The 24,001-nt window shown below is 37.7% G+C and carries 20 protein-coding genes; 5 read left to right on the top strand and 15 right to left on the bottom strand.

Annotated features, from left to right (window positions below; genetic code table 11):
* Positions 1-3 precede the first annotated feature (3 nt).
* The 5 genes from JOE23_RS06215 to JOE23_RS18060 all read left to right on the top strand — a co-directional run bounded on the left by JOE23_RS06215 (position 4) and on the right by JOE23_RS18060 (position 6,196).
* Complete coding sequence (locus tag JOE23_RS06215) at positions 4-675, top strand: methionine ABC transporter permease (protein WP_204436885.1); 672 nt, start codon at positions 4-6, stop codon at positions 673-675.
* A gap of 12 nt (positions 676-687) precedes the next feature.
* Positions 688-1,812, top strand: a complete 1,125-nt coding sequence (locus tag JOE23_RS06210) for an alpha-hydroxy-acid oxidizing protein (protein ID WP_204436621.1) — start codon at positions 688-690, stop codon at positions 1,810-1,812.
* Positions 1,813-2,296: 484 nt separating this feature from the next.
* The gene (locus JOE23_RS18150) at positions 2,297-3,982 is read left to right on the top strand and encodes a methyl-accepting chemotaxis protein (RefSeq protein ID WP_204436618.1); all 1,686 of its coding nucleotides are present in this window, start codon (positions 2,297-2,299) and stop codon (positions 3,980-3,982) included.
* Between the two features lie 189 nt (positions 3,983-4,171).
* Positions 4,172-5,194, top strand: coding sequence for an NAD(P)/FAD-dependent oxidoreductase (locus JOE23_RS06200; protein ID WP_204436616.1), 1,023 nt, complete (start codon positions 4,172-4,174; stop codon positions 5,192-5,194).
* Positions 5,195-5,290: 96 nt separating this feature from the next.
* Positions 5,291-6,196 (top strand): methyl-accepting chemotaxis protein, encoded by a 906-nt coding sequence (locus tag JOE23_RS18060; RefSeq protein ID WP_204436614.1) that lies wholly within the window; start codon positions 5,291-5,293, stop codon positions 6,194-6,196.
* Positions 6,197-6,329: 133 nt separating this feature from the next.
* Here JOE23_RS18060 and JOE23_RS06190 read toward each other — a convergent pair whose 3' ends face one another.
* From JOE23_RS06190 to JOE23_RS06120, 15 genes are all read right to left on the bottom strand, one after another.
* A complete protein-coding gene (locus tag JOE23_RS06190) occupies positions 6,330-6,725 on the bottom strand; it encodes a bactofilin family protein (protein WP_204436612.1) in 396 nt (131 codons plus the stop codon).
* 15 nt (positions 6,726-6,740) lie between these two features.
* Positions 6,741-7,568 carry a M23 family metallopeptidase gene (locus JOE23_RS06185; RefSeq protein WP_239585291.1) on the bottom strand — a complete coding sequence of 276 codons (828 nt, stop codon included), beginning with the start codon at positions 7,566-7,568 and terminating at the stop codon, positions 6,741-6,743.
* A gap of 421 nt (positions 7,569-7,989) precedes the next feature.
* Positions 7,990-8,946, bottom strand: coding sequence for a mannose-6-phosphate isomerase, class I (gene manA, locus JOE23_RS06180; RefSeq protein WP_204436610.1), 957 nt, complete (start codon positions 8,944-8,946; stop codon positions 7,990-7,992).
* Positions 8,947-8,949: 3 nt separating this feature from the next.
* Positions 8,950-9,879 (bottom strand): ROK family protein, encoded by a 930-nt coding sequence (locus tag JOE23_RS06175; protein ID WP_204436609.1) that lies wholly within the window; start codon positions 9,877-9,879, stop codon positions 8,950-8,952.
* Positions 9,880-9,913: 34 nt separating this feature from the next.
* The gene (locus JOE23_RS06170) at positions 9,914-11,827 is read right to left on the bottom strand and encodes a BglG family transcription antiterminator (protein ID WP_204436608.1); all 1,914 of its coding nucleotides are present in this window, start codon (positions 11,825-11,827) and stop codon (positions 9,914-9,916) included.
* A 65-nt stretch (positions 11,828-11,892) separates the two neighbouring features.
* On the bottom strand, positions 11,893-14,526 hold the full coding sequence (mngB, locus tag JOE23_RS06165) for a mannosylglycerate hydrolase (RefSeq protein WP_204436607.1): 2,634 nt from the start codon (positions 14,524-14,526) through the stop codon (positions 11,893-11,895).
* Between the two features lie 13 nt (positions 14,527-14,539).
* Positions 14,540-15,655 carry a PTS fructose transporter subunit IIC gene (locus JOE23_RS06160; RefSeq protein WP_204436605.1) on the bottom strand — a complete coding sequence of 372 codons (1,116 nt, stop codon included), beginning with the start codon at positions 15,653-15,655 and terminating at the stop codon, positions 14,540-14,542.
* Positions 15,656-15,690: 35 nt separating this feature from the next.
* The gene (locus JOE23_RS06155) at positions 15,691-16,017 is read right to left on the bottom strand and encodes a PTS fructose transporter subunit IIB (RefSeq protein ID WP_204436603.1); all 327 of its coding nucleotides are present in this window, start codon (positions 16,015-16,017) and stop codon (positions 15,691-15,693) included.
* 3 nt (positions 16,018-16,020) lie between these two features.
* Positions 16,021-16,470 (bottom strand): PTS sugar transporter subunit IIA, encoded by a 450-nt coding sequence (locus JOE23_RS06150; RefSeq protein WP_204436600.1) that lies wholly within the window; start codon positions 16,468-16,470, stop codon positions 16,021-16,023.
* Positions 16,471-16,694: 224 nt separating this feature from the next.
* Positions 16,695-18,638 (bottom strand): PRD domain-containing protein, encoded by a 1,944-nt coding sequence (locus tag JOE23_RS06145; RefSeq protein ID WP_204436598.1) that lies wholly within the window; start codon positions 18,636-18,638, stop codon positions 16,695-16,697.
* A 145-nt stretch (positions 18,639-18,783) separates the two neighbouring features.
* Positions 18,784-20,169, bottom strand: coding sequence for a glycoside hydrolase family 1 protein (locus tag JOE23_RS06140; RefSeq protein WP_204436596.1), 1,386 nt, complete (start codon positions 20,167-20,169; stop codon positions 18,784-18,786).
* A 13-nt stretch (positions 20,170-20,182) separates the two neighbouring features.
* The gene (locus JOE23_RS06135; protein ID WP_017471255.1) at positions 20,183-20,491 is read right to left on the bottom strand and encodes a PTS sugar transporter subunit IIA; all 309 of its coding nucleotides are present in this window, start codon (positions 20,489-20,491) and stop codon (positions 20,183-20,185) included.
* An 82-nt stretch (positions 20,492-20,573) separates the two neighbouring features.
* The gene (gene celB / locus JOE23_RS06130) at positions 20,574-21,854 is read right to left on the bottom strand and encodes a PTS cellobiose transporter subunit IIC (protein WP_204436593.1); all 1,281 of its coding nucleotides are present in this window, start codon (positions 21,852-21,854) and stop codon (positions 20,574-20,576) included.
* 51 nt (positions 21,855-21,905) lie between these two features.
* Positions 21,906-22,214 carry a PTS sugar transporter subunit IIB gene (locus JOE23_RS06125; protein WP_204436592.1) on the bottom strand — a complete coding sequence of 103 codons (309 nt, stop codon included), beginning with the start codon at positions 22,212-22,214 and terminating at the stop codon, positions 21,906-21,908.
* Between the two features lie 497 nt (positions 22,215-22,711).
* The gene (locus JOE23_RS06120) at positions 22,712-23,932 is read right to left on the bottom strand and encodes an NAD(P)/FAD-dependent oxidoreductase (protein ID WP_204436591.1); all 1,221 of its coding nucleotides are present in this window, start codon (positions 23,930-23,932) and stop codon (positions 22,712-22,714) included.
* Positions 23,933-24,001 lie beyond the last annotated feature (69 nt).

Here is a 24,001-nt window from a genome sequence, read left to right as displayed (position 1 = left end):
TTAATGAATGAAATCTTAGCGTTTATTGATCGTTGGAGCGGTTTAATTTGGGAATCAACGATTGAAACATTCCAAATGGTCAGCATTTCTTTAATTATTTCAATTATTATTGGACTGCCGTTAGGGGTTTTACTCGTATTGAGTCGTCCTGGGAAAAGTCTGGGCAATAAATATCTTTCTGGATTTTTAAACGTAATCATTAATATTATTCGATCTGTACCTTTCATTATTTTATTATTCACACTGCTTCCTTTCACACGGTTTATTGTTGGGACATCAATGGGTGTACGTGGTGTTATTGTTCCACTTGTTGTGTTTACCGCCCCATACATTGCCCGGTTAATGGAGTCAGCCTTACTAGAAGTCGATAAGGGTGTTATAGAGGCTTATGAAGCGATGGGCATTCGAACGCGAGATATTATTTGGCATGTGATGGTACGTGAAGCTAAACCATCAATTATTTTAGGGATTACCATTGCTGTCATTGGCTTAATTGGTGCTACTGCAATGGCTGGTCTTGTTGGAGCTGGTGGTTTAGGTGATGTGGCTTATCGCTTTGGTCACCTCCGCTATGAACCTGTGGTTATGTATGCAACCATTGTGATCTTAATCATTATTATTCAAGTGATTCAAACACTTGGCAATCAAATAGCTGATCGAGCGAAAAAGGATTAGAAGGTGAGCATTGTGACGAGTATTGATCGTTTGGCAACAAACTATCCATTTTCATATCAAGATTGGGAATTACGATGTCAAGAACAGCTAGATCATGGGCCGTTTGGCTATGTCCGAAGTGGATCCGGTGCTGAAACCACACTTGGTCAAAATGATCGTGCCTTTGAACGATTAGCACTAGTACCAAAAGTGCTCAAAGATGTGATAAAGCGTGATTTATCGATTTCGCTGTTTAATCGTCATCATCCATTCCCCTTTTTAATGGCACCCGTTGGTTTTCAAGCCATTATCCACCCAGAAGGTGAGAAAGCATCGGCTCGTGCTGCTCGAGATCAAGGGGTTCCTTATATTGCTAGTACGGTATCATCGACCTCAATTGAAGAGATCTCTGATATTATGGGTGATAATCCGCATTACTTTCAACTGTATTGGCCGAATGATCAAGCTGTTGCTGAAAGCTTTATAAAACGAGCGGAAGCCGTGGGTTACCATGGTATAGTTGTTACAGTCGACACGCCTTTTTTAGGATGGCGCGAAGTGGATATGACTAATCAATATTTCCCGATGCAAACTGGGGAGGGGATCGCGAATTTTATGACAGATCCGGTATTTAACCAACGATACAATCCAGATTCTTTATTGTCTCAGGCAGAGATCATTGCATCGATTAAATCGATTTTATTTAAGCAGAACTTAACTTGGGAAAATATTAAATGGTTACAAGAGATCACTGACCTACCTATTATTTTAAAAGGTATTTTACACTTAGATGATGCCAAGCAAGCTGCTGAAATAGGGGTCGATGGTATTATTGTCTCTAACCATGGGGGGCGCCAACTAGATGGGGTAATCAGCGGGCTAGAAGCATTACCCGCCATTGTAGAGGCGGTTCAGGATAAAGTCGCTATTCTTGTTGATGGTGGTATAAGACGAGGAACGGATATTTTAAAGGCCTTTGCTTTAGGGGCAAATGGGGTATTACTTGGTCGACCTTATGTTTACGGTCTTATTGACGGTCAGTATGGAGTGACGGCAGTTTTGAACAACCTTATTAAAGATTTGGATACAAGTCTTGCCATTGTTGGGGTTAATACCTTAACGCAATTAAATCGAGATTATATAAAAAAGCTTGAATAAAATGATGCAGCTAATTCTAAGCATATTAATATGTACGGATTTTTTTAAAAATTTTGCTCTCCTGTTTTGGGGGAGCTTTTTTTGTAATAAATCTTATTTATGCCGTTTAAATAGCAAGTATTGAAAGTCCATAAAAAAGTAAGGAGGGGTTAAAAGCTTATTCATTTGCAAACATTTTTGTTTTATCACAGATAACTGTCCTTAAAATGGAGAGCTTAGATCAATCGATTGAGGTGGACGCTAACGGAGGCTAATGTCTTGATTCACTCAATGAACCTGTAATTAGTTGGAGAAGAGCGAAAGCGCACTGATGGTTATTTTTGTATACTTTACAGATATAAAAATAAAGTTAGCATAAGTATTAAGTTTGAGGACTTTATGACGATATGTAGTATATGTACACAACAACAAGAAATTATGCCTTTAACATTTAAGATAAGTTGATAAAAGATAAGGCATATGCATACAAAGGGGGAAGGAAGAAGTGTATATAAAGGGGAAATTAATTATATCGTATTTATCAATTGCTGGATTACTTCTAATAATAGCAGTAACTGCTTATTTTAGTTTGCAAAGTGTATATCGGTATAATCAAACCATGTATCAAGACCGTGTTCATCCTTTGGGGAGATTAACAGAAGTGATTCAATTAGGTGAGAATGTACGTGTTCAAATGCTTTCGAGTGTGGCAGAAGAAGATGAAACAAGAGCCTCTAATGCGATGGAAAATGTTGAACAAATTAATGCACTGCTTGATCAATTTGACACAAGTGAGATGCGAGCAGATGAGTTAGATACTTTTGAACGCATGTTGGACGATTGGAATATTTACAGTCAATCAGTGGAAGAAAATGTTTCTTTAATTATAGGCGGTAATTTTGAAGAAGCTTTGTCTGGCATTGTGGGGAATGGTGAGTTTTTTAGAACATTTAGTGCTGATTTACAACAACTAAGAGATATCAATTTAGAGATAGCTGGAGAAGATTATAATAATAGTGCGAGCACATACGAAACGATTCGATTGGTTATTCTTGCGATTTCCATAGCAGCTGTGATCGTGGCAATCGGATTAGGTCTTTATATGGGACGAGCAATTGGTGGTCCACTAAGTCAGTTATCGACTAGAATGAAAGCAATCGCGAGTGGTGATTTAAGAAATGATCGATTGATCACAAAACGTAAAGATGAGATTGGCGAGCTTGTCGATTCAGCTAACCAAATGCAAGAAGATTTGCAAGCGGTCATTCTAAGTGTTGCAAACACAACAGATCAAGTATCTGGTGCAAGTGAGGAGTTAACACAATCTGCTAATGAAGTGCGTGAGGGAAGTGAACAAATTGCTTCGACCATGCAGGAACTTTCAACTGGCGGGGAGACTCAAGCAAGTACAGTAACACTTTTATCTGAAAAAATGGAGCAATTTGTCCAAATGATTACGGATGCTAATAACAATACAAACAAAGTATCCAACGAATCACAAATGGTATTAGAAAAAACAGATGAAGGTTTTCAAATGATGGAGCAATCTATACAACAAATGATGACGATTGATCAGATTGTTCAAGATGCGGTGCAAAAAGTGGAAGGTTTAGATAAACGTTCACAAGACATTTCTAGACTCGTTGATGTGATTCAAGATATTGCAGAACAAACTAATTTGCTAGCACTTAATGCTGCGATTGAGGCTGCAAGAGCCGGTGAACATGGTAAAGGATTTGCAGTTGTTGCCGATGAGGTGCGTAAACTAGCAGAGGATGTCTCAAGTTCTGTTCGAGAGATTACAACGATTATCGATGGTATTCAAGCAGAAACGACTGACGTGGTTACGGCTTTAGAAACAGGTTATAAAGAAGTTAATCAAGGAACGACACAAATGGCTAAAACAGGCGAGAACTTTACATCTATTAATGATTCAATCGGTTTAATGGATAAAGTGGTGAAGAAAGTAGCCACCAACTTATCTGAGATCACGCAAGAAAGTTCACAAATCAATGCATCGATTGAGGAGATTGCCTCCATTTCTGAAGAGTCAGCGGCAGGAATTGAAGAGACCGCCGCTTCATCTGAACAATCATTGAGTTCAATGGAGGAAATTTCAAATAGTGCGACAACATTAGCGGAATTAGCTGAGGGACTTTCTAAAGAAGTTAGCCACTTTAAAACAACTTAGCAAAAAATGTTCATTTCATATAAAAGAAGCTGATTTTTTGTATCAGCTTCTTTTTGTTTCGTAATCTCACAACAATCAAATTATAACAAAAAACAAATGACAATGATTATCAGTCGCAGTTTATATGTTATACTTTAACATGTAACTAAAATGTCAATTATATATTTTTAAATTTATTGGGGTGGTTAAATGGAAGAATTAGAATTATACGATACGACGATAATTGGTGGAGGGCCAGCGGGACTGTACGCGGCATTTTATAGTGGATTACGTGAGATGAAAACAAAGATCATTGAAAGTCAAAGTGAATTAGGTGGCAAAGTTCGCTTTTATCAAGAAAAGAAGATTTGGGATGTGGGAGCCATTCCAGTTATCACAGGTTATCAATTGATTGAACAGATGACTGAGCAAGCCATGACATTTTCACCAACCATTGTTTTCAATCAAACGGTTAAGTCTATTCGTCAAATGGAATCAGGCGCTTTCTTATTGGAAACTGTAGATGGAAGTGACCACTTATCAAAAACCGTGATTGTTGCTGTTGGAAGTGGTGTGATAAATCCGAAAAAGTTAACGTTTGTAGGGACAGAACGCTTTGAACAAACGAACCTTCATTACCAAGTAAAGCCATTAGAATATTATCGTGATCGGACGGTACTTATTTCAGGCGGTGGTAATTCTGCCATTGATTGGGCAAACGAATTATCAGAGATTGCAAAAAAAGTTTATCTCGTCTATCGAAAAGATTTACTAAAAGGACATGAAGCAAGTGTTTCTACATTGTTGAATGGTAAGACGACCTGCTTATTAGACACAGAATTGGTTGAATTGATTGCTGATGACTGTCAACTTAAAATAAGACAAGTCGTTGTAAAGGAACAAATGACAAATCAAACACAGATTATTGATGTCGATGATGTATTAGTCAATCATGGCTATGAACAAATCGCTTCGCTATTAGACAATAGTGATTTGCCCATTGAACGGAAAGACAATTTCTATATCAAAGGAACAGCTTATGGAAAATCATCAGTTGCAGGTGTGTTTGGAGCTGGTGATATTATTCACTATGATGGCAAGTTGAATTTAATTGCTGGTGCTTTCCAAGATGCAGCACATGCTGTCAATCAAGCAAAACAGTTTATTCAACCTCAAGCGGATAAAGTAGCGATGGTTTCATCAGCTAATCAAGTGTTTAAAAAGCTAAAATAAATAGACGAAACAGGTTTCCTCCTATACATTAAGGGGTATGTAAATAACAGTTATCTTCATTTCGAGAGAACATTAACTTTTTGGGGGAAGTCAATCATGAATCAAACCGAATCACTAGATGTAACCAATGTCGTTATGCAAGCATTAGATCAGAATTTAGCTATTATACGCTTTGACTTAGAGCGAAAAGTATCCTATGTTAATCAGGCGTTTGCCCAAACCATGGGCTATCAAGAACGGGAAATGATGGGAATGGATCATAAGCAATTATGCTTTGAGGATTTTGCTAAGAGCTCTGCGTATCGTCAGTTATGGCAAGATTTATTATCTGGTCAAAGCTTCCAAGATAAAATTGATCGTAAAGCAAAAAATGGAGCGCGTATCTGGTTAGAGGCGACATATATGCCGTTAATTGATGCTCATCGTCAGGTTATCGGTGTCGTAAAAGTGGCAACCGATGTTACGAAGCGACAAAATACAGCGACAACGGTGGTTGAAGAATTACAAGCGATGTCCAGTACCTTAAATCAACGGGCTGAAACAGGAATAAAACGAAGTGAAGCCATATCAAGTAAGATTGATCATATGGCAAATGTTTATCAAAATAGTCATCAAACATTGATATCTTTACAAAAGCAAACAGATTCTATTCAAGATATTGTTAAGACGATACGCGGAATTGCTTCGCAAACAAACTTACTCGCTTTAAACGCAGCAATTGAAGCCGCTCGGGCAGGGGATCATGGACGCGGTTTTAATGTGGTTGCTGGTGAGGTAAGGAAACTAGCATCTGGTGTTGAAGATTCGATTGTAGAAATAAGACAAAAAATTGAAGGGATTACAGAAGAAATTGATCGAATGGTTGAAAGTACAGTAGCTGTTCAAGATAACGTGACGGTAATCCAAGAAGATATTACGACAGCGACTTCTGACTTTAAGAACGTATTGAGTGCTGCAGAGGATTTGGCCAAACAAGCACGAGAAGTGATGGATATCATCTAATAAAATGATTCGCTCCTGTATTTTGTTAGAATAGTAGCGGATTTCGATACTAACAACATTTAAAACTACCCATTATAAGAAAAACTATCATCTTCGTTCTTTTTAGCGAAGATGATAGTTTTTCTACAGTTATTTAATGCTCATCGTTATTTGCGGGTTCTGTTTTTCGCTTTGAGCTTTTTCGTTCTTTTGCTTTAACAGTACTTGATCCGTTAAAGATACCACCTTCATCAATAATAATTCCTGCTGAAGTAATATTACCTGTTAAGACACCACTTGTTTGCACGTGTACTTTTGCGCTTGTTTCAATATCACCTTTTGCTTCACCAGCGATAACGACATTTTTCGCTTTAATAGAAGGTTCGGCAAAGCCATCTTTTCCGATAAAGACATCGCCATTGCATTCAATTTCCCCGTGAACCTTACCATCGATTCGAAGGCTTGTTGATAATGAAACTTTCCCTTCGATTGTTGTATCTTTACCAATAACTGTGTCAATGATGTCTTCTTGTTTCTTTCCTTTTAGCAAATTAAAAATCCTCTCTTATTCGTCTTCATTATCAAAAAAATTAATGTAATATTCAGGATCAACAGGTACGCCGTCCTTGATGACTTCATAGTGGAGATGAGGGCCAGTACTTCTCCCTGTATTACCTAATTCTCCAATTTTTTCGCCTTTTATCACTTGATCCCCGCGGTTAACATCGATTGCAGACAAGTGCGCATATAAGGTCTCATATTGACCGCCATGATCAATGATAATCGTTTTACCATAACCCCCATGGTTTTGAGCAAGAGTAACAACGCCATCTGCGCCTGCATAGATAGGTGTTCCTATAGTCCCACGAACATCCATTCCCGAATGCATCGATTGTGTCCCTTTGAAAGGATCGTTTCTTGGACCGAATGAGGATGTAATCGTATCCGGTTCGGTTGGCCATGCTGTCGGTATATATTGTAAGTTCTCTTCAAGTTGTTCAATATTGGTTAATGTCTCTTGATATCGCTCTAGCCAAGCTGAACTTTCTAAAATAGTGTTAACATCATCGGATTCTAAAGAAGATAATTCCTCCGTACTCAGTGGAATCTCGATGCCGCCTAATGCCTCATCAGGTAATGTTGTTATGTATTCATGAAGTTGTTCTTCAATTTCATCTAATGCTTCAAAACGTTCGATAACGGTATCACGTTCACTTTTTAGTTCATCTAAAGACATGGATAATACTTCTGTATGCTCTTCTAAGTGTTCAACTTGATCGTGCAAGGATGCATTTGTTGTTAACAGTTGTCTGTTTAAAACACTATGATAGATGAATAGCGTAATAGGTAATAGAAATAAAATAGCAACAAACAAAATAACAAAGTGGGGCAATGCGATTCGTTTAACAGGCTTGTTGGCTTGGTTTGATATAAGCGTAAATGTTAATTTGTTCGGTTTAAATATTTTTCGTTTCAGTGTGTCTACACTCCTTTCGCAGAAAATAAGCTAAATTTAGCTGAAAATCGCCAATAATATACTTAGTCCACTAATACCATACTGAAATGCCTAATTTTTATCAAGGGATTATGAGGTTTTGTAATCAATTTGAAATAAAAAAGTGACATATTGACTAAGGTTAATCCGTGTTATAGAGTGATTAGAACGATAAAGAGTGTCTGTCATCACCAAAGATATGGGTCCAGATATAGGAGGGTGATTAATTGTTTTACAGTGGGAACAAGCGATGAGAAGAAATAGTAAAAAAAGATTAAGCAACGACATGCATGTCGTTGCTTAATCTATCTCTTTTAAATTATGGATGTGAAACAATCATTTCGGCTTCTCCAGATAGGCTATAATGGTCAATGGTAGCCGGTATGATGAAGTGGTCGCCTTTCTTTATTGTGTAATGATGTTGGTTAATGATTAAAGTCGCCTTTCCATCAATGACACTGACTTGGAGAAAGTCGGCATCGCGCTTTTGATTAGCTTCTCCTGTCAAGTTCCAGTGATAAACAGTAAAGTATTGCTCTTCAACGAGTTTCTTTATGGTTAAACCTTGATGAGTGACTTCAGTTTGTTTAATAGAGGGGTCTTGGTGCGGTGCTGTGGTCACTTCAATTGATGCATCTAAATGAAGCTCGCGTGTCTGCCCTTGATCATTGGTACGATCATAATCATAGACACGGTATGTAATATCTGAGCTCTGTTGTGTCTCTAAAATAACAATCCCTCTACCAATAGCATGAATCGATCCGCTTGGGACATAGATAAAGTCTCCAGCACGAACAGGCACGTAACGGAGTAAGCTATCCCAATCACCGTTTTTGGCTAATTTAGCAAATTCTTCTTGAGATTGTGCATGGTGGCCGAAGACAATTTTTGCTCCTTCTTCTGCTTGAAGGACATACCAACATTCCGTTTTTCCATAAGGCTGCCCTTCAACTTTTTGAGCATAGCTATCGTTAGGATGGACTTGTACAGATAGATCATTAGCCGCATCTAAGATTTTAACAAGCAATGGATAAGCGGCATCACTATTACTAGGCTTATTAAAAAGTTCAGGGTGGTTTTCCCAAGCGTCAGTCAGTGTCTCTCCAGCTAAATCGCCATTGATAATTTGACTTGGTCCATTCTCATGGGCAGAGATGACCCATGCTTCGCCAGTATGGTTATTGGGTATGTCATATTGAAACAGTGTCTTTAATTTAGTGCCCCCCCAAATTCGTTCTTGAAAAACGGGTGCAAGAAAAATAGGTTGATTATACATGTGTTAGCCCCCTTGTATATTTGCTTCATTTTTTAGGATTAGTGCAGCTGCACCCAGCACTCCAGCATCTTGATCAAGTTTTGCTGGAACAATGGTTGTGTCCCTGCTATCAGGGTTTAGTGCATGTCTTTTAACGTAATCCCTTATCTCTTTAAATAATACATGACCAACCTTAGATACACCACCACCAATGACAATTTTTTCAGGATCAAATGTATTGATAAGAGAGACGCAAGCCGCGCCAAGTACACGAAATATATCGTTAATAAATGGTTGGAGGACTGGATCATTAAGCTGATAACGGGAGAAAACTTCTGCAGTCGATAGCGGTTCTCCAACAAGCTCAGACCCTTTTCTAGCAATTGCTGTTCCAGAGGCGATATGCTCAAGACAGCCATATTGTCCGCAATGACACTGACCAAAGCTTGGATCAATAACCGTATGACCGAAATCCCCAGCGTTTCCACGTGAGCCTGTCATTAATTGCCCATTGGCATAGATTCCAGCGCCGATTCCGGTACTGATGGTGATATAAACAAAATCATCATTTGATTGAGCTGCTCCAATCCATTTCTCTGCAAGTGCTGCTGCACTAGCGTCATTCTCTAAACGAACAGGCATGTTAAAGAAATTTTGAATCTGATCCACTATAGGGACATTTATCCATCGTTTCAGATTGGGTGGTCTGGTGATCAGTCCTTTTTGGCTATTAAGCGGGCCTGGTGCCCCAATACCAATTCCACTTATCGTTGCAAGATTAAGTTCAGCTTCCGTTATTAATACCTTAACGTTTTGATTAATTCGATCAATCATGGCCTTAGGCTCAATCGTTAAGTCCGTGTTGAATTTATCTTGGTGAATGATTTGTCCATCTTGATTAACAATAGCGATGGCTACCTTTGTCCCACCTATGTCTATCCCGACTGCATACATCATAAAGCCTCCTTACTGATCATTTATTGTAATGTTAGAAATGTAATTTTTTGGCAAGTTCGATAAATTGCTGGAAAGTTACAGCATTTATTAATTTGTCACCATAATTTCTTCGAATAACTTCAACTAAAAAGTCATAAATATTCAATGTCTGATCGTAATCTTCCTTACTAATCGCCAACAAGAAGACAAGTTCAACTTCTTGATCGTCTGCCCAACGTATCGGTTTATCCAGAATAACGACCACCACTTTTGTCTTTTTAGCTAGCATAAGCATAGGATGTGGAATCGCTATTCCTTCCCCTAAAACCGTTGATCCCAACCTTTCTCTTTCATGAATCGATTGAATGAATGCTGCTTCATGATCGATCGCCCCATACATTTCCAACTTTCTGCAAGCGGATTTAATTAAATGATGTTTATCTGCATAGGTACCTTTGACAAATAAGGTTGGTGAGAAAAAACGGTCAAAAAGATCTGTATGATGAGCCAATTCGTCAGTTATTCGCTGATCTAAATCAATCAATTGGGATTTTGTTGGTAACTTATCGACTTTATATACAGGTTTATTTTTATGTTTAATATCTATCGTCGTAATGACCACATCTTCTTCGATATATTCCATCTCATTATAGGATTGAGCACTAACCGTTTTTGTTACAAACAAATCCGGCATGGTCTTTTTGATCGTTGTTTCAATCATCCGTGCTGTCCCTGCCCCTGAACCACATACGATCAAGCATGAATTATGTCTAGCATATTCAATTTGATAATTACGCTCAAGTGATGCCCCGATGTGTAAAGCTAGATAAGCGATTTCACCTTGATTAATTACATAATTAAATGTATCTTTAATCGCCTCAACTGCATACATCGTGACTTCGAAGGCTAATGGGTAATAGCGTTTAATGTGTTGTTCCATTGGGTTGCGGACACGAATATCATGTTCAACACGATAAATCATGGAATAAATATGACTTTGTAAATCCAACTTTAATTGTTCATCTTTGGATAGATCATAGTAATAACTTTTATTAATTTCATCTATTAAACGGTGAATATATTGTTTAACCATATTCATCTTTTCTAGATTTTCATAATTATCAACAATAACCTTACTTTTAATTTGTAAAAATAGATAGGCTTGTTCTTGCTCAGGAATGGATAGTTGGAAATAGTTTTCAAGCCAATCGACTAATTCGTTGAATAAAGCTTGCTCTTGATCTGTGCATTCAAAGGAAACGCTATCTTTAATCGTAAACCCCATTTCAATGCGATCTTTCATAATGAGCATATGATAGATTAAGTTGTTTACATTATCGTCAGTCATATACAGGTGAAAGTCTTTAAATAAACGAGGCACTATATCCTTTAACCGTGTAATTGCTTGCTCTTGCCCTTTCCATTTGAAATACGCAAGCATATTCTCTTCAGCTAGCCTCTCATCAATTAAAGATAACAGAAGAAAGCGTTTATGATTTTCATCACCTTCTATCCAAATGCCTTTACCGACTTTTGAATAAAGTGAGAGGTTATAGTTTTCCAATAGTTGACGTACTTGTTCCAAATCATTTGTCAATGTGGATCGACTAACAAACATTTCCTCAGCTAATTCTTCGATCGTTCCATTTGTTGTTTCATTCAATAGTAAATAGACGACATATTTAATTCGATCTTCCTTAACGTTTACATCAAAATAATGACTTTCACTGCTTTCGTCTCTGAATTGGTGAAAAGCATGTTGGTCATATATATTCAAATAATAACCTTTACCTATTTTATTAGCAACTGAAAATCCCGTTTGATCAGTATCATTGATCTCTTTAATATCTTTTCGAATGGTTCGAGCAGATAATTTCATTATTTGTCCGATTTTTTCGCTATTTAACTGATAAGGAGATTCTTCAATTAAGTAAACTAATTTGTTTTTTCTTCGTTCATTAAACATAGCGTCCTCTCCTTAAGCCACTGATTAAAATGAGAGGACTAAGCATCTTAGTCCTCAGTCATTGTTTATGATGATAAGATAATTGATTTAAATTGATTTGATGTTAATTGAGCTACCAACTGATCTGCTGTTTGTTCATCTAACTGAACAAATTGACCATGATCAACTAAATGTTGGGATACTGTCGCTACCTGATTTAAATAGGGATTGAATACGCGAACAAGGTAATGATCTGAATCTTCTGTTTTCTTAATCGCGCTAACAACCGCTGTCATATCATTAAAATCTGCTAACTGATAAGTTAATGGGTTTGTTTTCTCCTCATCTCGAAAAGCATAAATCAACCTTCCATTCAAAAAATCAGAGAACTGATAAGCTTGCATGGGCGAGAGGTATGATTTGGCAAGTTTTGCTATGTGTGATTCATCAAATGAGCATCCCTTGTAAACCAGTGCAAATGATGATGATAGCTCACCTAAAAGTTGGGCATCAGGTGTTTCTACGATGGTTTCACCAGATGCTCGACCAGGTCGATACAAGAGATCAGTCTTTCCCATATGACTAAAGGTTCTAAATAGCGTCAATTGAATGGTGTCATATTGTTCTCCAACAATTTCATATTCTCGAACACCCTCTGTTAAGACTGCTACTGTTTGCTCTTCTTGATGGAGCGCAACAAAGCTTTGCATGGGTTCAATGGAAATCGGTGTTTCATGCCATGCTTCTTTCTCCCAAACATCCATTTCTGGCAACCTTACTGGACGATTAATAACGCCAAATAATTGATCAGCCGTTGAAAAATGGCTTGCTAATTTGGTATCAAATTGAACGGTTAAGCGATGGCTTAGTACTTGATTATTTACTTTAGCATTAAAACGCAACCACTCTTCATCTTTACGTAAAGAGACTTGTGCCTCAATAATAAAAGGCTGATCATTAATGCCTGCCGCTCGATCTTTAAGATCATAAGGTACGAGCATTTTTAATTTAATGGTTAGTCTTTCTTCGAGTTCTCCCGTTTCACGCTTTACACTTAGACATTCACTTTCTTTAGATGTAATAAACAAATCATCACGGGGTGGGGAATAATTATACGAATCTCCATCGTCACCATTTTCAACAAATAACATTTGATTCGTAAATGTGCTTCCACTTCGTTTATCCGTAATGGTCAGCGTATTATTATCTGCTAAGCTTACTTTATAAAAATCATTTTCGATGGCGCGATTGAAGGAAACGAGCAATTCTTGTTTTGGTGCTTCCTTGTCTAGATCTAAGTAATAACTAGTATAGCCTAAGCCACTTGTATTTTGTACAGAGATTAAAAGATTAGCTAAATATATTTTCTTTGGTAGGTAAATGTCTTTACTTGGATTCAATTGAATCGTTTGGTTTAAGACATATTCCGTCACATCCGCTTTATCTAGAATGGTATACGGAATAACCTGTCCGTCCGTGTCCTTAATCGTAAATGCTTCGTCCGGGATGTATAACGTGATGTTGAACGTTCCTGAGCGCTGATAAGGTAATGGATTAAAAAGAGTAAAATTCAAGTCCTGCTGATAAGGGATACGTTCACTAATAAGACGCATATGCAAATCTAGTAAATTTTTTGCTTTATCATTTGCAAGTTTATATCTGAATGTTACATCTTGGTTTGTTTCATCACTATTACAGCCACCAATACTATCATGTGCTGCATTTTCAAACATCAATTTCCATATTTCCTCAAGTTGCTTATGTGGATATGCGTTTCCGAGTGAATGACTTATCGTGAGAATGGGTTCCACACAATTGGTTAAATAGTTTTCAATTTGATTGTTTTTTTGTTTTAAGTCAGCACGAGTAGAAAAAATCGATTTGTGAATCCGGCTATGTTTACCCTCTGTTAGTTCACCAGTAATGACCGGCAATTCACTCGCATCGGCTTCTACTTCGTCAAAGAATACTTCAGGTGAATTCATCACATAGGATCGATCTTCATCCATCTGGTTAAACGTTTCTACTAGTTCAGGAAGATTTTTTCTTACGGGTGCTTGATCAAACCCATTTGGGAAATAGACGTGTTTAGTTGATGCTTTCTCTTCTAACGCTCCAATCATGGTCGTTAAATATGCTTTTGTGTCATTAATGTCTTCTGGAATATTCCCGCCATAGTAATAACCGAAAGGCATTTGAACAGCTAGTACTTGGGTGCCGTCACTGCCTTTCCAGACAAATTCCGTTTGTTTTAAACGATTATCTGCTACGCCTCGCCAAAAGAGGAAGCGTTCAATCCCAAAACTTTTGTAAATTTGAGGCATATTTGCACCTTGGCCAAAGGCATCCGGGACATAGCCCATTTTAAATGTGTGACCCAGTTGGTCTGAGAAACGTGTACCATATAATAGGTTTCTAACGACTGATTCTTGCGAAATCACTAATTGGTCGGTTTGGGTATACCAAGGGCCTGTCAATAATCGCTTTTGTGATACTAATGTCTTTATTCGATCTTCATCTTCAGGACAATATTTCAAGTAATCTTCGATTAAGGAGGTTTGGGCATCCATTAAGTAAAAAGGGAAACCCTCTTTCTCCTCTAAGGTTGAAAGAACCTCTTTCATGTGTTTAATTAAATATACTGTTGAACGTGATGATGTGAAATACCACTCTCGATCCCAGTGTGAGTGTGGTATCACATGAACCTTAGTCTTCGTCATATCGTTCTCCTTCCTACAATGTGTCAAAATCTAATTCGATATCGTCTTCTGATTTTACTACCTCTGCTTGACTTGCAACTTGTTTTTCATCATTAAAATTCACTAATGCATTAGACCCGAATGCAATAATCAAAGCGCCAACTAAAATTCCAATCACATACGCCCAACCACTACCGACTGAGAAAAATCCGTATACCCCACCTACTGGAGGCATGACATCGTGTGCACCCAATAAAATCGCAGTGGCCGATCCTGCTGCGCCCGCTACAACGTTTAAAGGAATTAATTTTAATGGACTTTTTAATGTAAAAGGAATGGCACCTTCGGTAATGCCGATAATACCCATAATTAGAGATCCTTTTCCTGATTCTTTAAGTTCATTAGAGAAGTTGTTTTTCTTAACTAACGTTGCTAATCCATAGCCTAATGGAGGTACACAAATCGCCGCATTAACCATAATCGCAGGCAAATATACGCCACTTATTAATAACGCATTCCCAGCCATCCATGCAGCTTTATTCACAGGACCACCCATGTCAAATGCAATCATACCGCCTAGTATCGCCGCTAAAACAACATTGTTTGTGCTGCTTTGTGTCATATCTGTAATCCATTCAAGAAGTGTAGTATTTAACCAACCAAGTGGCTGGCCAAGTATAAGTGCCATAAGAATGCCTGTAGCACCTACTGTAATTAAAGGTAATATGATAAGTGGAACAGCACTAGCAAACGAACCTTCTAGTTTAACGTTATTTTTAACCCAATTGGTTAACCAACCTGCAAAGAAACCAGCCAATACAGCACCTAAAAAGCCAGCATTTGTACTACTTGCTAGTGCTCCACCTACTAAACCAGCAGCAAGACCTGGTTTACCAGAGATCGAATGGGCAATATAGGCACCTAAAATGATATTAAGCAACCCAATTGCTGTCCAGCCCACTTGTTCAAATAGATACGCATAGTGAAGCATACCACCGGAATCAGCAAAAGCATTTAAATCTGTTTCGCCAAACAAAAATCCGACAATTTTTGCAACAGCGACAACTAAAGACCCTGCAATAATGACAGGTAATACATATGAAATACCGGACATCAAATGATTTTTAAATTCATGAACCTTGTTTTTCAATTAAAACCCTCCTCAATTATTTCTTTGCTAGCTATTTAATGCATTTTTTTCTTATCTGCAATGGCTTTCGCGATTTTACTTAACACTATTTCACCGTTAGAAACGACTTGTCCTAATTTCACTCGAATAATGGGTTTACCTTTAAATCGGTCTTCACCTTCAATAGATTGGTCTGCTGCGATAATCACAGCATCTGCTTCACTAATTTCAGAAGCTTTCAATTGATTAACAATCCCCATTGCGCCTTGCTGTTCAATTTTCACTTCATGTCCAAGTTTAACTCCGGCTTTTTCGAGTGCTTTAGCAGCCATGGGTGTGTGTGCAAGTCCGGCAATACATGACGTAATACCAACAAATTTCATTATTCACACCTCCTCCATTTCCTTTAGTAAGTTTAATACTTGTGATGCTTGGTCAATTTCAAAGATCGACTCTTGAAAGTCATCATCCATGAGCCGAGATGCCAGTGCTGATAGAATAGCAATATGTTTTGTCCCAGATTCTTGCTTTGGAACTAAGATGGCAAAGATAACCTTTACCTGGTACTGATCAGGTGATGCCCAGCTGATCGGCTCTTCTAAACTGACAAAATAAAGCTTTGCCTGTTTAACTGCTGCACTTTTTGCATGTGGTATAGCAATTCCTTCTTGAACCGCTGTTGAATATTCATCTTCTCTAGCGATGAAGTCATCAAAAAGTAGTGTCTTATTGTTGATGACATCTTGGTTTATGGCTTGTTCAGCTATAAATGCTAGCACCTCATCTCTATCTTTGAATGTTTGCTCTAAATAAATTTGATTCTCTGTAATAAGCAACCTGTCACCCTCCTTTTTGATAACGCTTTCTATATTTACACTATAGCTCAGCTTCGTATAAAGTTTAATCTAAACTTCTACCAAATCGAGTGGAACAAATTAGATTAGTTAAAAATAAACAACTACTACGGGGCTACATGTAGTAGTTGTTTAAATGAAAAATGAATAGGTTATCTTAAGAGATACTAAGAAATTGAATTTAAAAGGGAGGGAGAAGCCTCTTGTTAATTCTGCGCTAGCAATGTATTAATGAAATCTCGATAATTTTTGCAGTGAATCAATTGCTGAATTAAACTAGGATTATCGACCATCTTACCGAGCATTTCATACATATGCTGTAAATCTTCTTTACTATCTTTTTCGACATTCAATAAACAAATAAATTGTACCCGTTTATCTGCCCAGTCAATTGGTTTTTTAAGTGTGCAGATCGTTAAGAACGTGTGATCTGTTTGTGCTGTAATCGGATGAGGGATGGCAATAAGATTACCATACGCCGTTGGTGCAATCTCTTCACGTTCATAAATGCGTTTTAAATAGTCATCCGGTAACGGCGTTGTCTTATTGACTTGATCAACTAAGAAGGTGAGTACTTCATCTTGTGTTTGTAAATCTTTGCTTAAGAACAGGAGATCCTCTTGAATATATTCAAAAACACGGTCAGTATCTTCCTCGACAAATGCCCCGATTTTTGCGATGTCTTTATCAGATAATATCGCATTAACATCAATGACAGGCACGGTTAGATCCTCATTAATCGGTACAGAGCTAACGATGAAATCAGTTTTGTCAAAAGGGATCTGTTTAAGCTTATAGTATTCTGTTGTGCCCATCACTTCAATTCGAGAGCCAAATACGGCTTTTAATTTATATTTAATGAGGTGGGCACTGCCTAGTCCAGAGGCACAAACGATGTAACAGCGCATGGGGCTGGACTGCATTTTTTTTCGTTCAATGGCTGCACCAATATGCAATGCAATATAACCAATTTCATTCTCATCGATGGTAACAGCCATTTCTTGTTCCAAAACCATACCTGCGATAATGCCAGCTTCAAAAGCTAGAGGGTAATTCAACTTTATATCTTGTAGCATTGGATTTCGTACATTCATCCCATATTTGTAACGATTAATGGCTGGTTTTAGATGAAGCCCTAAACCAATTAGTAATTCTTTATCATGACGTATACCAAGATGCATTTTTGCTTCTAATGCATCTAATATTTTTGTGGTCATGATTTGGATTTGTTTTTCCATAATATTTTCAAGCTCTGCCTCACTCATATTGGTTTGACTGACCATCTTTGTTCCAAGTAAATGAATGGCAATATAGGCGATTTCCTCAGGAGGGAACTTGACCCTGAATATCTCTTCAGCAGCACGAACGATATGATGAGCCACACGGTATTCCTTCTGCTTCGTGATTTCATTAAACTCTTGATTGATTAAAGAAACATGATGTCCGCTCTTTATTCGTTTGTAGGCAATGGCAATATGGATATAAAGATTGTTTATCGCGATGTCAGCTAATGAGATATGATTTTCTTTTATTTGATTAATAATGACGGTCCACACTTTATCTAACTGTTCTTTGTCAGCATCTGCTATCGTTGCTAATTGGTCTTGCCAAATCGTTTTAGAACCTGTCTCACTTCTATCAAAAATGTATTCAGACATAGCAAATCTGAGTTTAACTTCACTCCCGATTGCTTTGAGTCCATAATTGGGTTTTTTATCGAGGTAAATATCATGTTTTTCTAACATTTTTTTAACACTTCTGAGATCACTTTGGATCGTTGATTTGCTAATATGCATTTCATCACAGAGATCATCAAGCTTTAAGTAACGCTCTGCGAGTAAAAAGCGTTTAACTAAGTATTTAATCCGCGCATCAGGTGAATCTAACAATGCTTGTTCTTGTGAAACATGATTAAAAAACTGATTTAAATAGTGCCTGAAATTTTGGTCGTCATTAATGAGTAACTCGTAACCTGTCCCGCGCGTTGACTTTATCTTTGCACCGTGCATTTGTAGTGAATGATTAAGTGCTTTTATGTCATCACGAACGGTTCTCGAAGAAACATCAAGGACATGGGCTAAGTAGTCACTGGTAATCGGTTGGTCTGATGCCAATAATTCACGTAGTATTTTAATCGCTCGACTGTTCACTTGTCACCCCTCCTTTTTGTTTGGATGAAAGACCTACCTTTATCATAGCGAGATTTAAATCTAAATCAACTATATGGCAAAGGGTTTATTATATGAAGTGCAAAAGCGTAGCAATAAAAATTGCTACGCTATGTTTCATTCACCGCTAATCATTAAAGCCGTTTTGTTGTGAAACTTCTGCGAACCAAGAAGCACTTTTCTTAGCTGTCCGCGTTTGCGTTTTTAGGTCAACAGAGAAAAAGCCGTACCGATTTTTATAAGCGTTCATCCAAGACCAGTTGTCCATAAACGTCCACAGATGATAACCCTTCACATTACAACCTTCTTCTATAGCTTTGTGTAGCCATTTTAAATGCTCTTTAATAAAGTCAATCCGATAGTCATCTTCAATTCGCCCATTATTAAGGAATCTTTCTTCGTTTTGTACACCCATACCATTTTCAGAAATAAAGGATTCAATATTACCATAGCTCTGTTTCAAATTCATCATAATATCATAGATGCCTTTTTCATAAATTTCCCAGCCGCGATAAGGATTCATTTTGCGTCCGGGCATTTCGTAATTGTCAAAGAACCAGTCAGGCATAAATGGACTATACGGATTAGGTAAACTATCTTTAGCTTTTACTCGTCTTGGTTGATAATAATTCACACCGAGTAGATCAACAGTGTTTGCTTTTAATAAGTGTTGATCACCGGGTTCGGTTACAGGAAGGTGTCCGTGTTCTTCTAAAAGCTTAATTAGATCTTCTGGATATTCACCTTTCACAGCTGGATCAAGAAAGCTTCGATTAAAAAATAAGTCGCAAATATGAGAAGCCTTAAGGTCAGCAGGGTTTTGGCTCCGTGGATAAGAGGGCGTTAAGTTCAATACAATCCCGATCTTTCCATTATAATCTTTATGATAAGCTTCAACAGCTTTAGCATGGGCGATCATCGTGTGATAAGCCACTTGAATGGCTCGCTTAGCATCAACGATATTAGGGTAATGAAAATCATATAAATAGCCACCTTCAACGGGGACGATGGGTTCATTAAAAGTAAACCACGTTTTTATTCGATCGCCAAATAAGTCAAAAGCTGTTCTAGCGTAATTGACGTAATCATTAATCACTTCTCTATTTTCCCATCCACCTAATTCTTGAAGTTCAAAAGGCATATCGAAGTGAAATAAGTTAACAAATGGTTCAATATCATTGGCAAGCAATTCGTCAATGACTTGATTATAAAAGGTAACGGCCTCCTGATTTACGTCACCTCGACCACCTGGAATAAGACGGGCCCAAGAGATAGACATCCGAAAAGTATTGTGCCCGATTTCTTTCATATTTTTAATATCTTCTTTATAGCGATTGTAAAAGTCTGAAGTGACACCAGGACCAACACCTTCAAAGAAACGATTGGGTTCAGTTGCAAACCATTGATCCCAGATATCCTTGCCTTTCACGCCATTATTAGAGCCCTCTGTCTGTGTTGCTGAAGCTGCACTACCCCACCAAAAATTTTCTGGAAATTGATATGTTACAGTCATATATGCATCCTCCTTATTTATTACGGTAAATTTCAATAATTTCAATGGCTAGATCTCTTACTGTCATTGAAGTCATTAAGTGATCTTGTGAGTGAATTAGGATAATATTAACGGTTTGACCATCGCCACGCGCTTCTTCTTGTAGTAGTGTCGTTTGAAATTTATGCGCTTTACCGAGCTCTTCATTTGCCTCTTTGATTTTCTCATCTGCGGCATCAAAATTGCCTTCTTTTGCTTCTTGAATGGCTTCCATTGCACTTGATTTACCATTTCCAGCATATAAAATAATTTGGAATGCAATTTCAGTGATTGTTTGTTCCATTGTATTGTCCCCCTAAGTTAAAAGTCTGTGAAAAGAGATACGTATTTCTTTAGAGAAAAGAAATACGTATCCTATTATTCATTTATTTAGCCGTTCTTTCATTCTCGTAATACTGGTTATCCATAATTTTTAAGAATGGTAACCAAATCACAAAGACAATGGCCATGTTAATCAGTTGCATAACACCACCCATAATATTATTACCCGTTGCTAAATAACCACTTAGAAGAGCTGGTGTGGTCCATGGGACGACAACCCCAGTTGTCCTTGGTACAAAACCGATAGACATACAGAAATAAGTGACAATGGCTACAACAACCGGAGCTAATAACCACGGGATAATAACGAGTGGATTCATAATAATCGGTAAACCAAAGATAACAGGTTCATTAACATTAAATACACCTGAGCCAATACCGAGTTTACCTAACTCGCGCATTTGTCTACTCTTTGCTACAATAAATATTGCAATAAGAACAGCTAGCGTCATACCAGATCCACCAATACCTACAATAAAAGTATCAATAAACGGTTTTGTTACAATATTCGGTAACTCCTCACCTGCTTGGAAAGCTTGGTAGTTTTGATCATTAAGTGCAAACCAAATCGGATCAAGTACCGAGTTAATAATAATTTGACCGTGTAAGCCAAAGAACCAGAAGACTTGTATTAATAAGACGGCGACTATGGTAGCAGGTAACCCACTACCTAATGCAGTTAATGGTTCTTGAACGATAGTATAGATAAAATTTTGTACGGTTTCAAACGGTGTATAGCTAAAGATAATACGGACAAGTAAGAAAATAGCTAGGGTTAAAGTAATTGGAATAAGTGCACTAAACGAACGTGCTACAGCACTTGGAACACCGGCAGGCATTTTAATAGTTAATTTACGATTAACGAAGTGCTGATATAATTCGGCTGCAATAAAAGCAGTGAATATACCTAGAAACATACCTTCTGCACCTAAAGCGGATGTCGGGATTACACCACCGACTTCATCTACAACCTGAGGTGTTAAAATCAAGAAAGCACCAAGTGCAACAACGGCCCCGTAAATGGACTCGCCCTCTCTTTGCTCGACCATTTTATAACCAATACCTAGAATAACAAATAGCCCCATAATACTTAACGTTGCAGCGGATGCTGGTCCTAAGGCGTCCTGATAAGTGGCGAAGGCCTCTTCGCCAATAAGTTCATCTAAAAAGGGTAAGTTAGCAATAACCACAAAGATAGAACCAAAAATAATTAATGGTAACGCCACCATAAATCCGTTACGCAGAGCTGATAAATAACGATTATTATTTAACTTGTCTGCGACAGGCATCAACACGTTTTCTAGTTTTTCCATAAAAGTGTTCATAATGTTTCCTCCTTTAATTTATTAGCTGACTAAAATGAGATTTAGTCAGCATTAATCACCAATTAGTTCAAGAGCTTTGTCCAATACGGCTTTACCGTTAATCCGACCATAAGACACAGGATCAATAACGTCTAGAGGGATACCTTGTTCTTGAGCTGGTCCTTCTAATTTCTTTTTCATAAAGCGCATTTGTGGACCGAGTAAAAGTACATCAGCTTCTTTCATTTCCTCTGTCGCTTTGTCTTGAGCGACAGCCCAAATTTTTGTGTCGATACCACGTTCTTTCGCTTCTTCCTCCATTTTGGAGACAAGTAGGCTCGTTGACATTCCAGCTGAACATGCTAACAAAATTCTTTTCATTTTAATTCCTCCTTTTAGATTGGTATGTGCCTCTTACATTGCATTGTATTTTAGAAGCGCTTCCATTACCACGTGTAGTTTTTCCGTTTCAAAACGGAAATATGCAATTTATTAAAGGTTATCAATCTATATCCTTGAATGAAAATGAGTGATGTACAAATCTAATCACCTATGAGAACGCACGAAAAAGAAGAATTTCGCATGCGTTCGCACGAAAAGTGAAGAAATCGCATGAAAGTATTGCGAGTTCGCACGAAAAGTGAAGAATTCGCATGAAAGTATCATGCGTTCGCACGAAAAGCGAGGAAATCGCATGAAAGTATAACGAGTTCGCACGAAAAGTGAGGAAATCGCATGAAAGTATAACGAGTTCGCACGAAAAGTGAGGAAATCGCATGAAAGTATAACGAGTTCGCACGAAAAGCGAGGAAATCGCATGAAAGTATCATGCGAACGGACGAAAAGTAAAAATTCCGCATGAAAAATAAAAATAGTCTTCAGTGCTTAATAAGTAGTGGTCGGTCTTGACGATAAATAAACAAGTCCTCACTGACGCCATTTATTAATTCATCAGCTATTATCTTTGTTAAGACTTGACTATAAACCAACCCATTATCACCAAATGCAAAAACAAAATAGCTGTTTGGAAACGATAAGTATTCGCCTATAATCGGTAATCCGTCCATTGTCCCACCATAATGAGCGGTTAAATATGAGTCAGGTTCAATGGAGATGTCAGGAAATAAAAGATTGAATTTATCTATAAGCTGATCACGTTTGTGAATAAGTTTGGCATCTCTTTGATTAGGGTAGGTTGTCGTTTCATCGAGGCCACCAATAATAACTCGATGGTCTGATGTGGTACGTAGATAAGTGTAAGGACGTGCGGTTTCCCATATCAATGTACGATTATACCAAAACAAATTCGGATCAACCGGTTTTGTGGTAACTGTATAAGTGCTTACAAAGGAAATGTTTTTATCGTTTTTCAATTCCACTCCTTCATAGCCACAACAGTAAACAACTTTTTTGGTTTCAATATGAAAACCATTTTTAGTCGTAATCGTAACCCCGTTATTGTGATGTCTATGACCATTCATTTCCGTTTGCTCAAAAATTTGAACCCCTTTTTGTGAAGCGGATTGAATTAAACCGTGGGTGTAAAGATAAGGGTTAAGTTGCGCGTCATTTTTGTAATAAAGTGCGCCTGCTTTTTTAAAGGGATATCGATCGCTAATATCTGTTTCAGTTAATAATTCTACAGGACAATTTTCTGCGCGAAGCACTTGATATTCCTGTTCAATATCTTGTAAGTCCTCAGGTTTAGTTGTGAAATACAATGAATCTTTACGTTCAAAATCTGGTTTGATCGTAAGCTTGCTACAGGTTTCTTCAATTTCGTTAATTGCATTTCGACATAAATTCAGATGTTGCTTCATCATCTCGCGACCAAATGTATGGGCTAATGTTGTAAAAGAGCGTTCGCCGGCATATTGAATCAGTGCTGTATTTGCACTTGTGCTTCCTGATGCTATTTGATTTTTTTCGATTAACGCAACAGTTAATTGAGAGTCGGCTAATTGATAAGCCATCTGAGCACCACTGCTTCCACCTCCAATAATTAACACATCACAAGTTAAATGATCTTGTAAAGTTGGGTAAATAGGTGGGTCTTTTAATGTTGTTGGCCAAAAAAAATCGCCCGTTTGAATATTCATCGTTTTCACCTCTGTTAATATTATGAGGATTTGTCCATATAGTTATTCACAAGTAAAAAAGTGTCTTAA

Source organism: Amphibacillus cookii (assembly GCF_016908375.1).
GTDB lineage: Bacteria > Bacillota > Bacilli > Bacillales > Amphibacillaceae > Amphibacillus_C > Amphibacillus_C cookii.
This window is presented reverse-complemented; position numbering and strand designations above follow the sequence as displayed.

What these genes read in the sequence shown, in the direction of transcription:
- JOE23_RS06125 (WP_204436592.1), bottom strand. Translation starts at nt 22,214, where the DNA reads ATGAAAAGAATTTTGTTAGCATGTTCAGCTGGAATGTCAACGAGCCTA.
- JOE23_RS06140 (WP_204436596.1), bottom strand. Translation starts at nt 20,169, where the DNA reads ATGACTGTAACATATCAATTTCCAGAAAATTTTTGGTGGGGTAGTGCA.
- JOE23_RS06215 (WP_204436885.1), top strand. Translation starts at nt 4, where the DNA reads ATGAATGAAATCTTAGCGTTTATTGATCGTTGGAGCGGTTTAATTTGG.
- JOE23_RS06200 (WP_204436616.1), top strand. Translation starts at nt 4,172, where the DNA reads ATGGAAGAATTAGAATTATACGATACGACGATAATTGGTGGAGGGCCA.
- JOE23_RS06175 (WP_204436609.1), bottom strand. Translation starts at nt 9,879, where the DNA reads ATGTATGCAGTCGGGATAGACATAGGTGGGACAAAGGTAGCCATCGCT.
- JOE23_RS06170 (WP_204436608.1), bottom strand. Translation starts at nt 11,827, where the DNA reads ATGTTTAATGAACGAAGAAAAAACAAATTAGTTTACTTAATTGAAGAA.
- manA (WP_204436610.1), bottom strand. Translation starts at nt 8,946, where the DNA reads ATGTATAATCAACCTATTTTTCTTGCACCCGTTTTTCAAGAACGAATT.
- JOE23_RS06155 (WP_204436603.1), bottom strand. Translation starts at nt 16,017, where the DNA reads ATGAAATTTGTTGGTATTACGTCATGTATTGCCGGACTTGCACACACA.
- JOE23_RS06135 (WP_017471255.1), bottom strand. Translation starts at nt 20,491, where the DNA reads ATGGAACAAACAATCACTGAAATTGCATTCCAAATTATTTTATATGCT.
- celB (WP_204436593.1), bottom strand. Translation starts at nt 21,854, where the DNA reads ATGAACACTTTTATGGAAAAACTAGAAAACGTGTTGATGCCTGTCGCA.
- JOE23_RS06120 (WP_204436591.1), bottom strand. Translation starts at nt 23,932, where the DNA reads ATGAATATTCAAACGGGCGATTTTTTTTGGCCAACAACATTAAAAGAC.
- mngB (WP_204436607.1), bottom strand. Translation starts at nt 14,526, where the DNA reads ATGACGAAGACTAAGGTTCATGTGATACCACACTCACACTGGGATCGA.
- JOE23_RS18060 (WP_204436614.1), top strand. Translation starts at nt 5,291, where the DNA reads ATGAATCAAACCGAATCACTAGATGTAACCAATGTCGTTATGCAAGCA.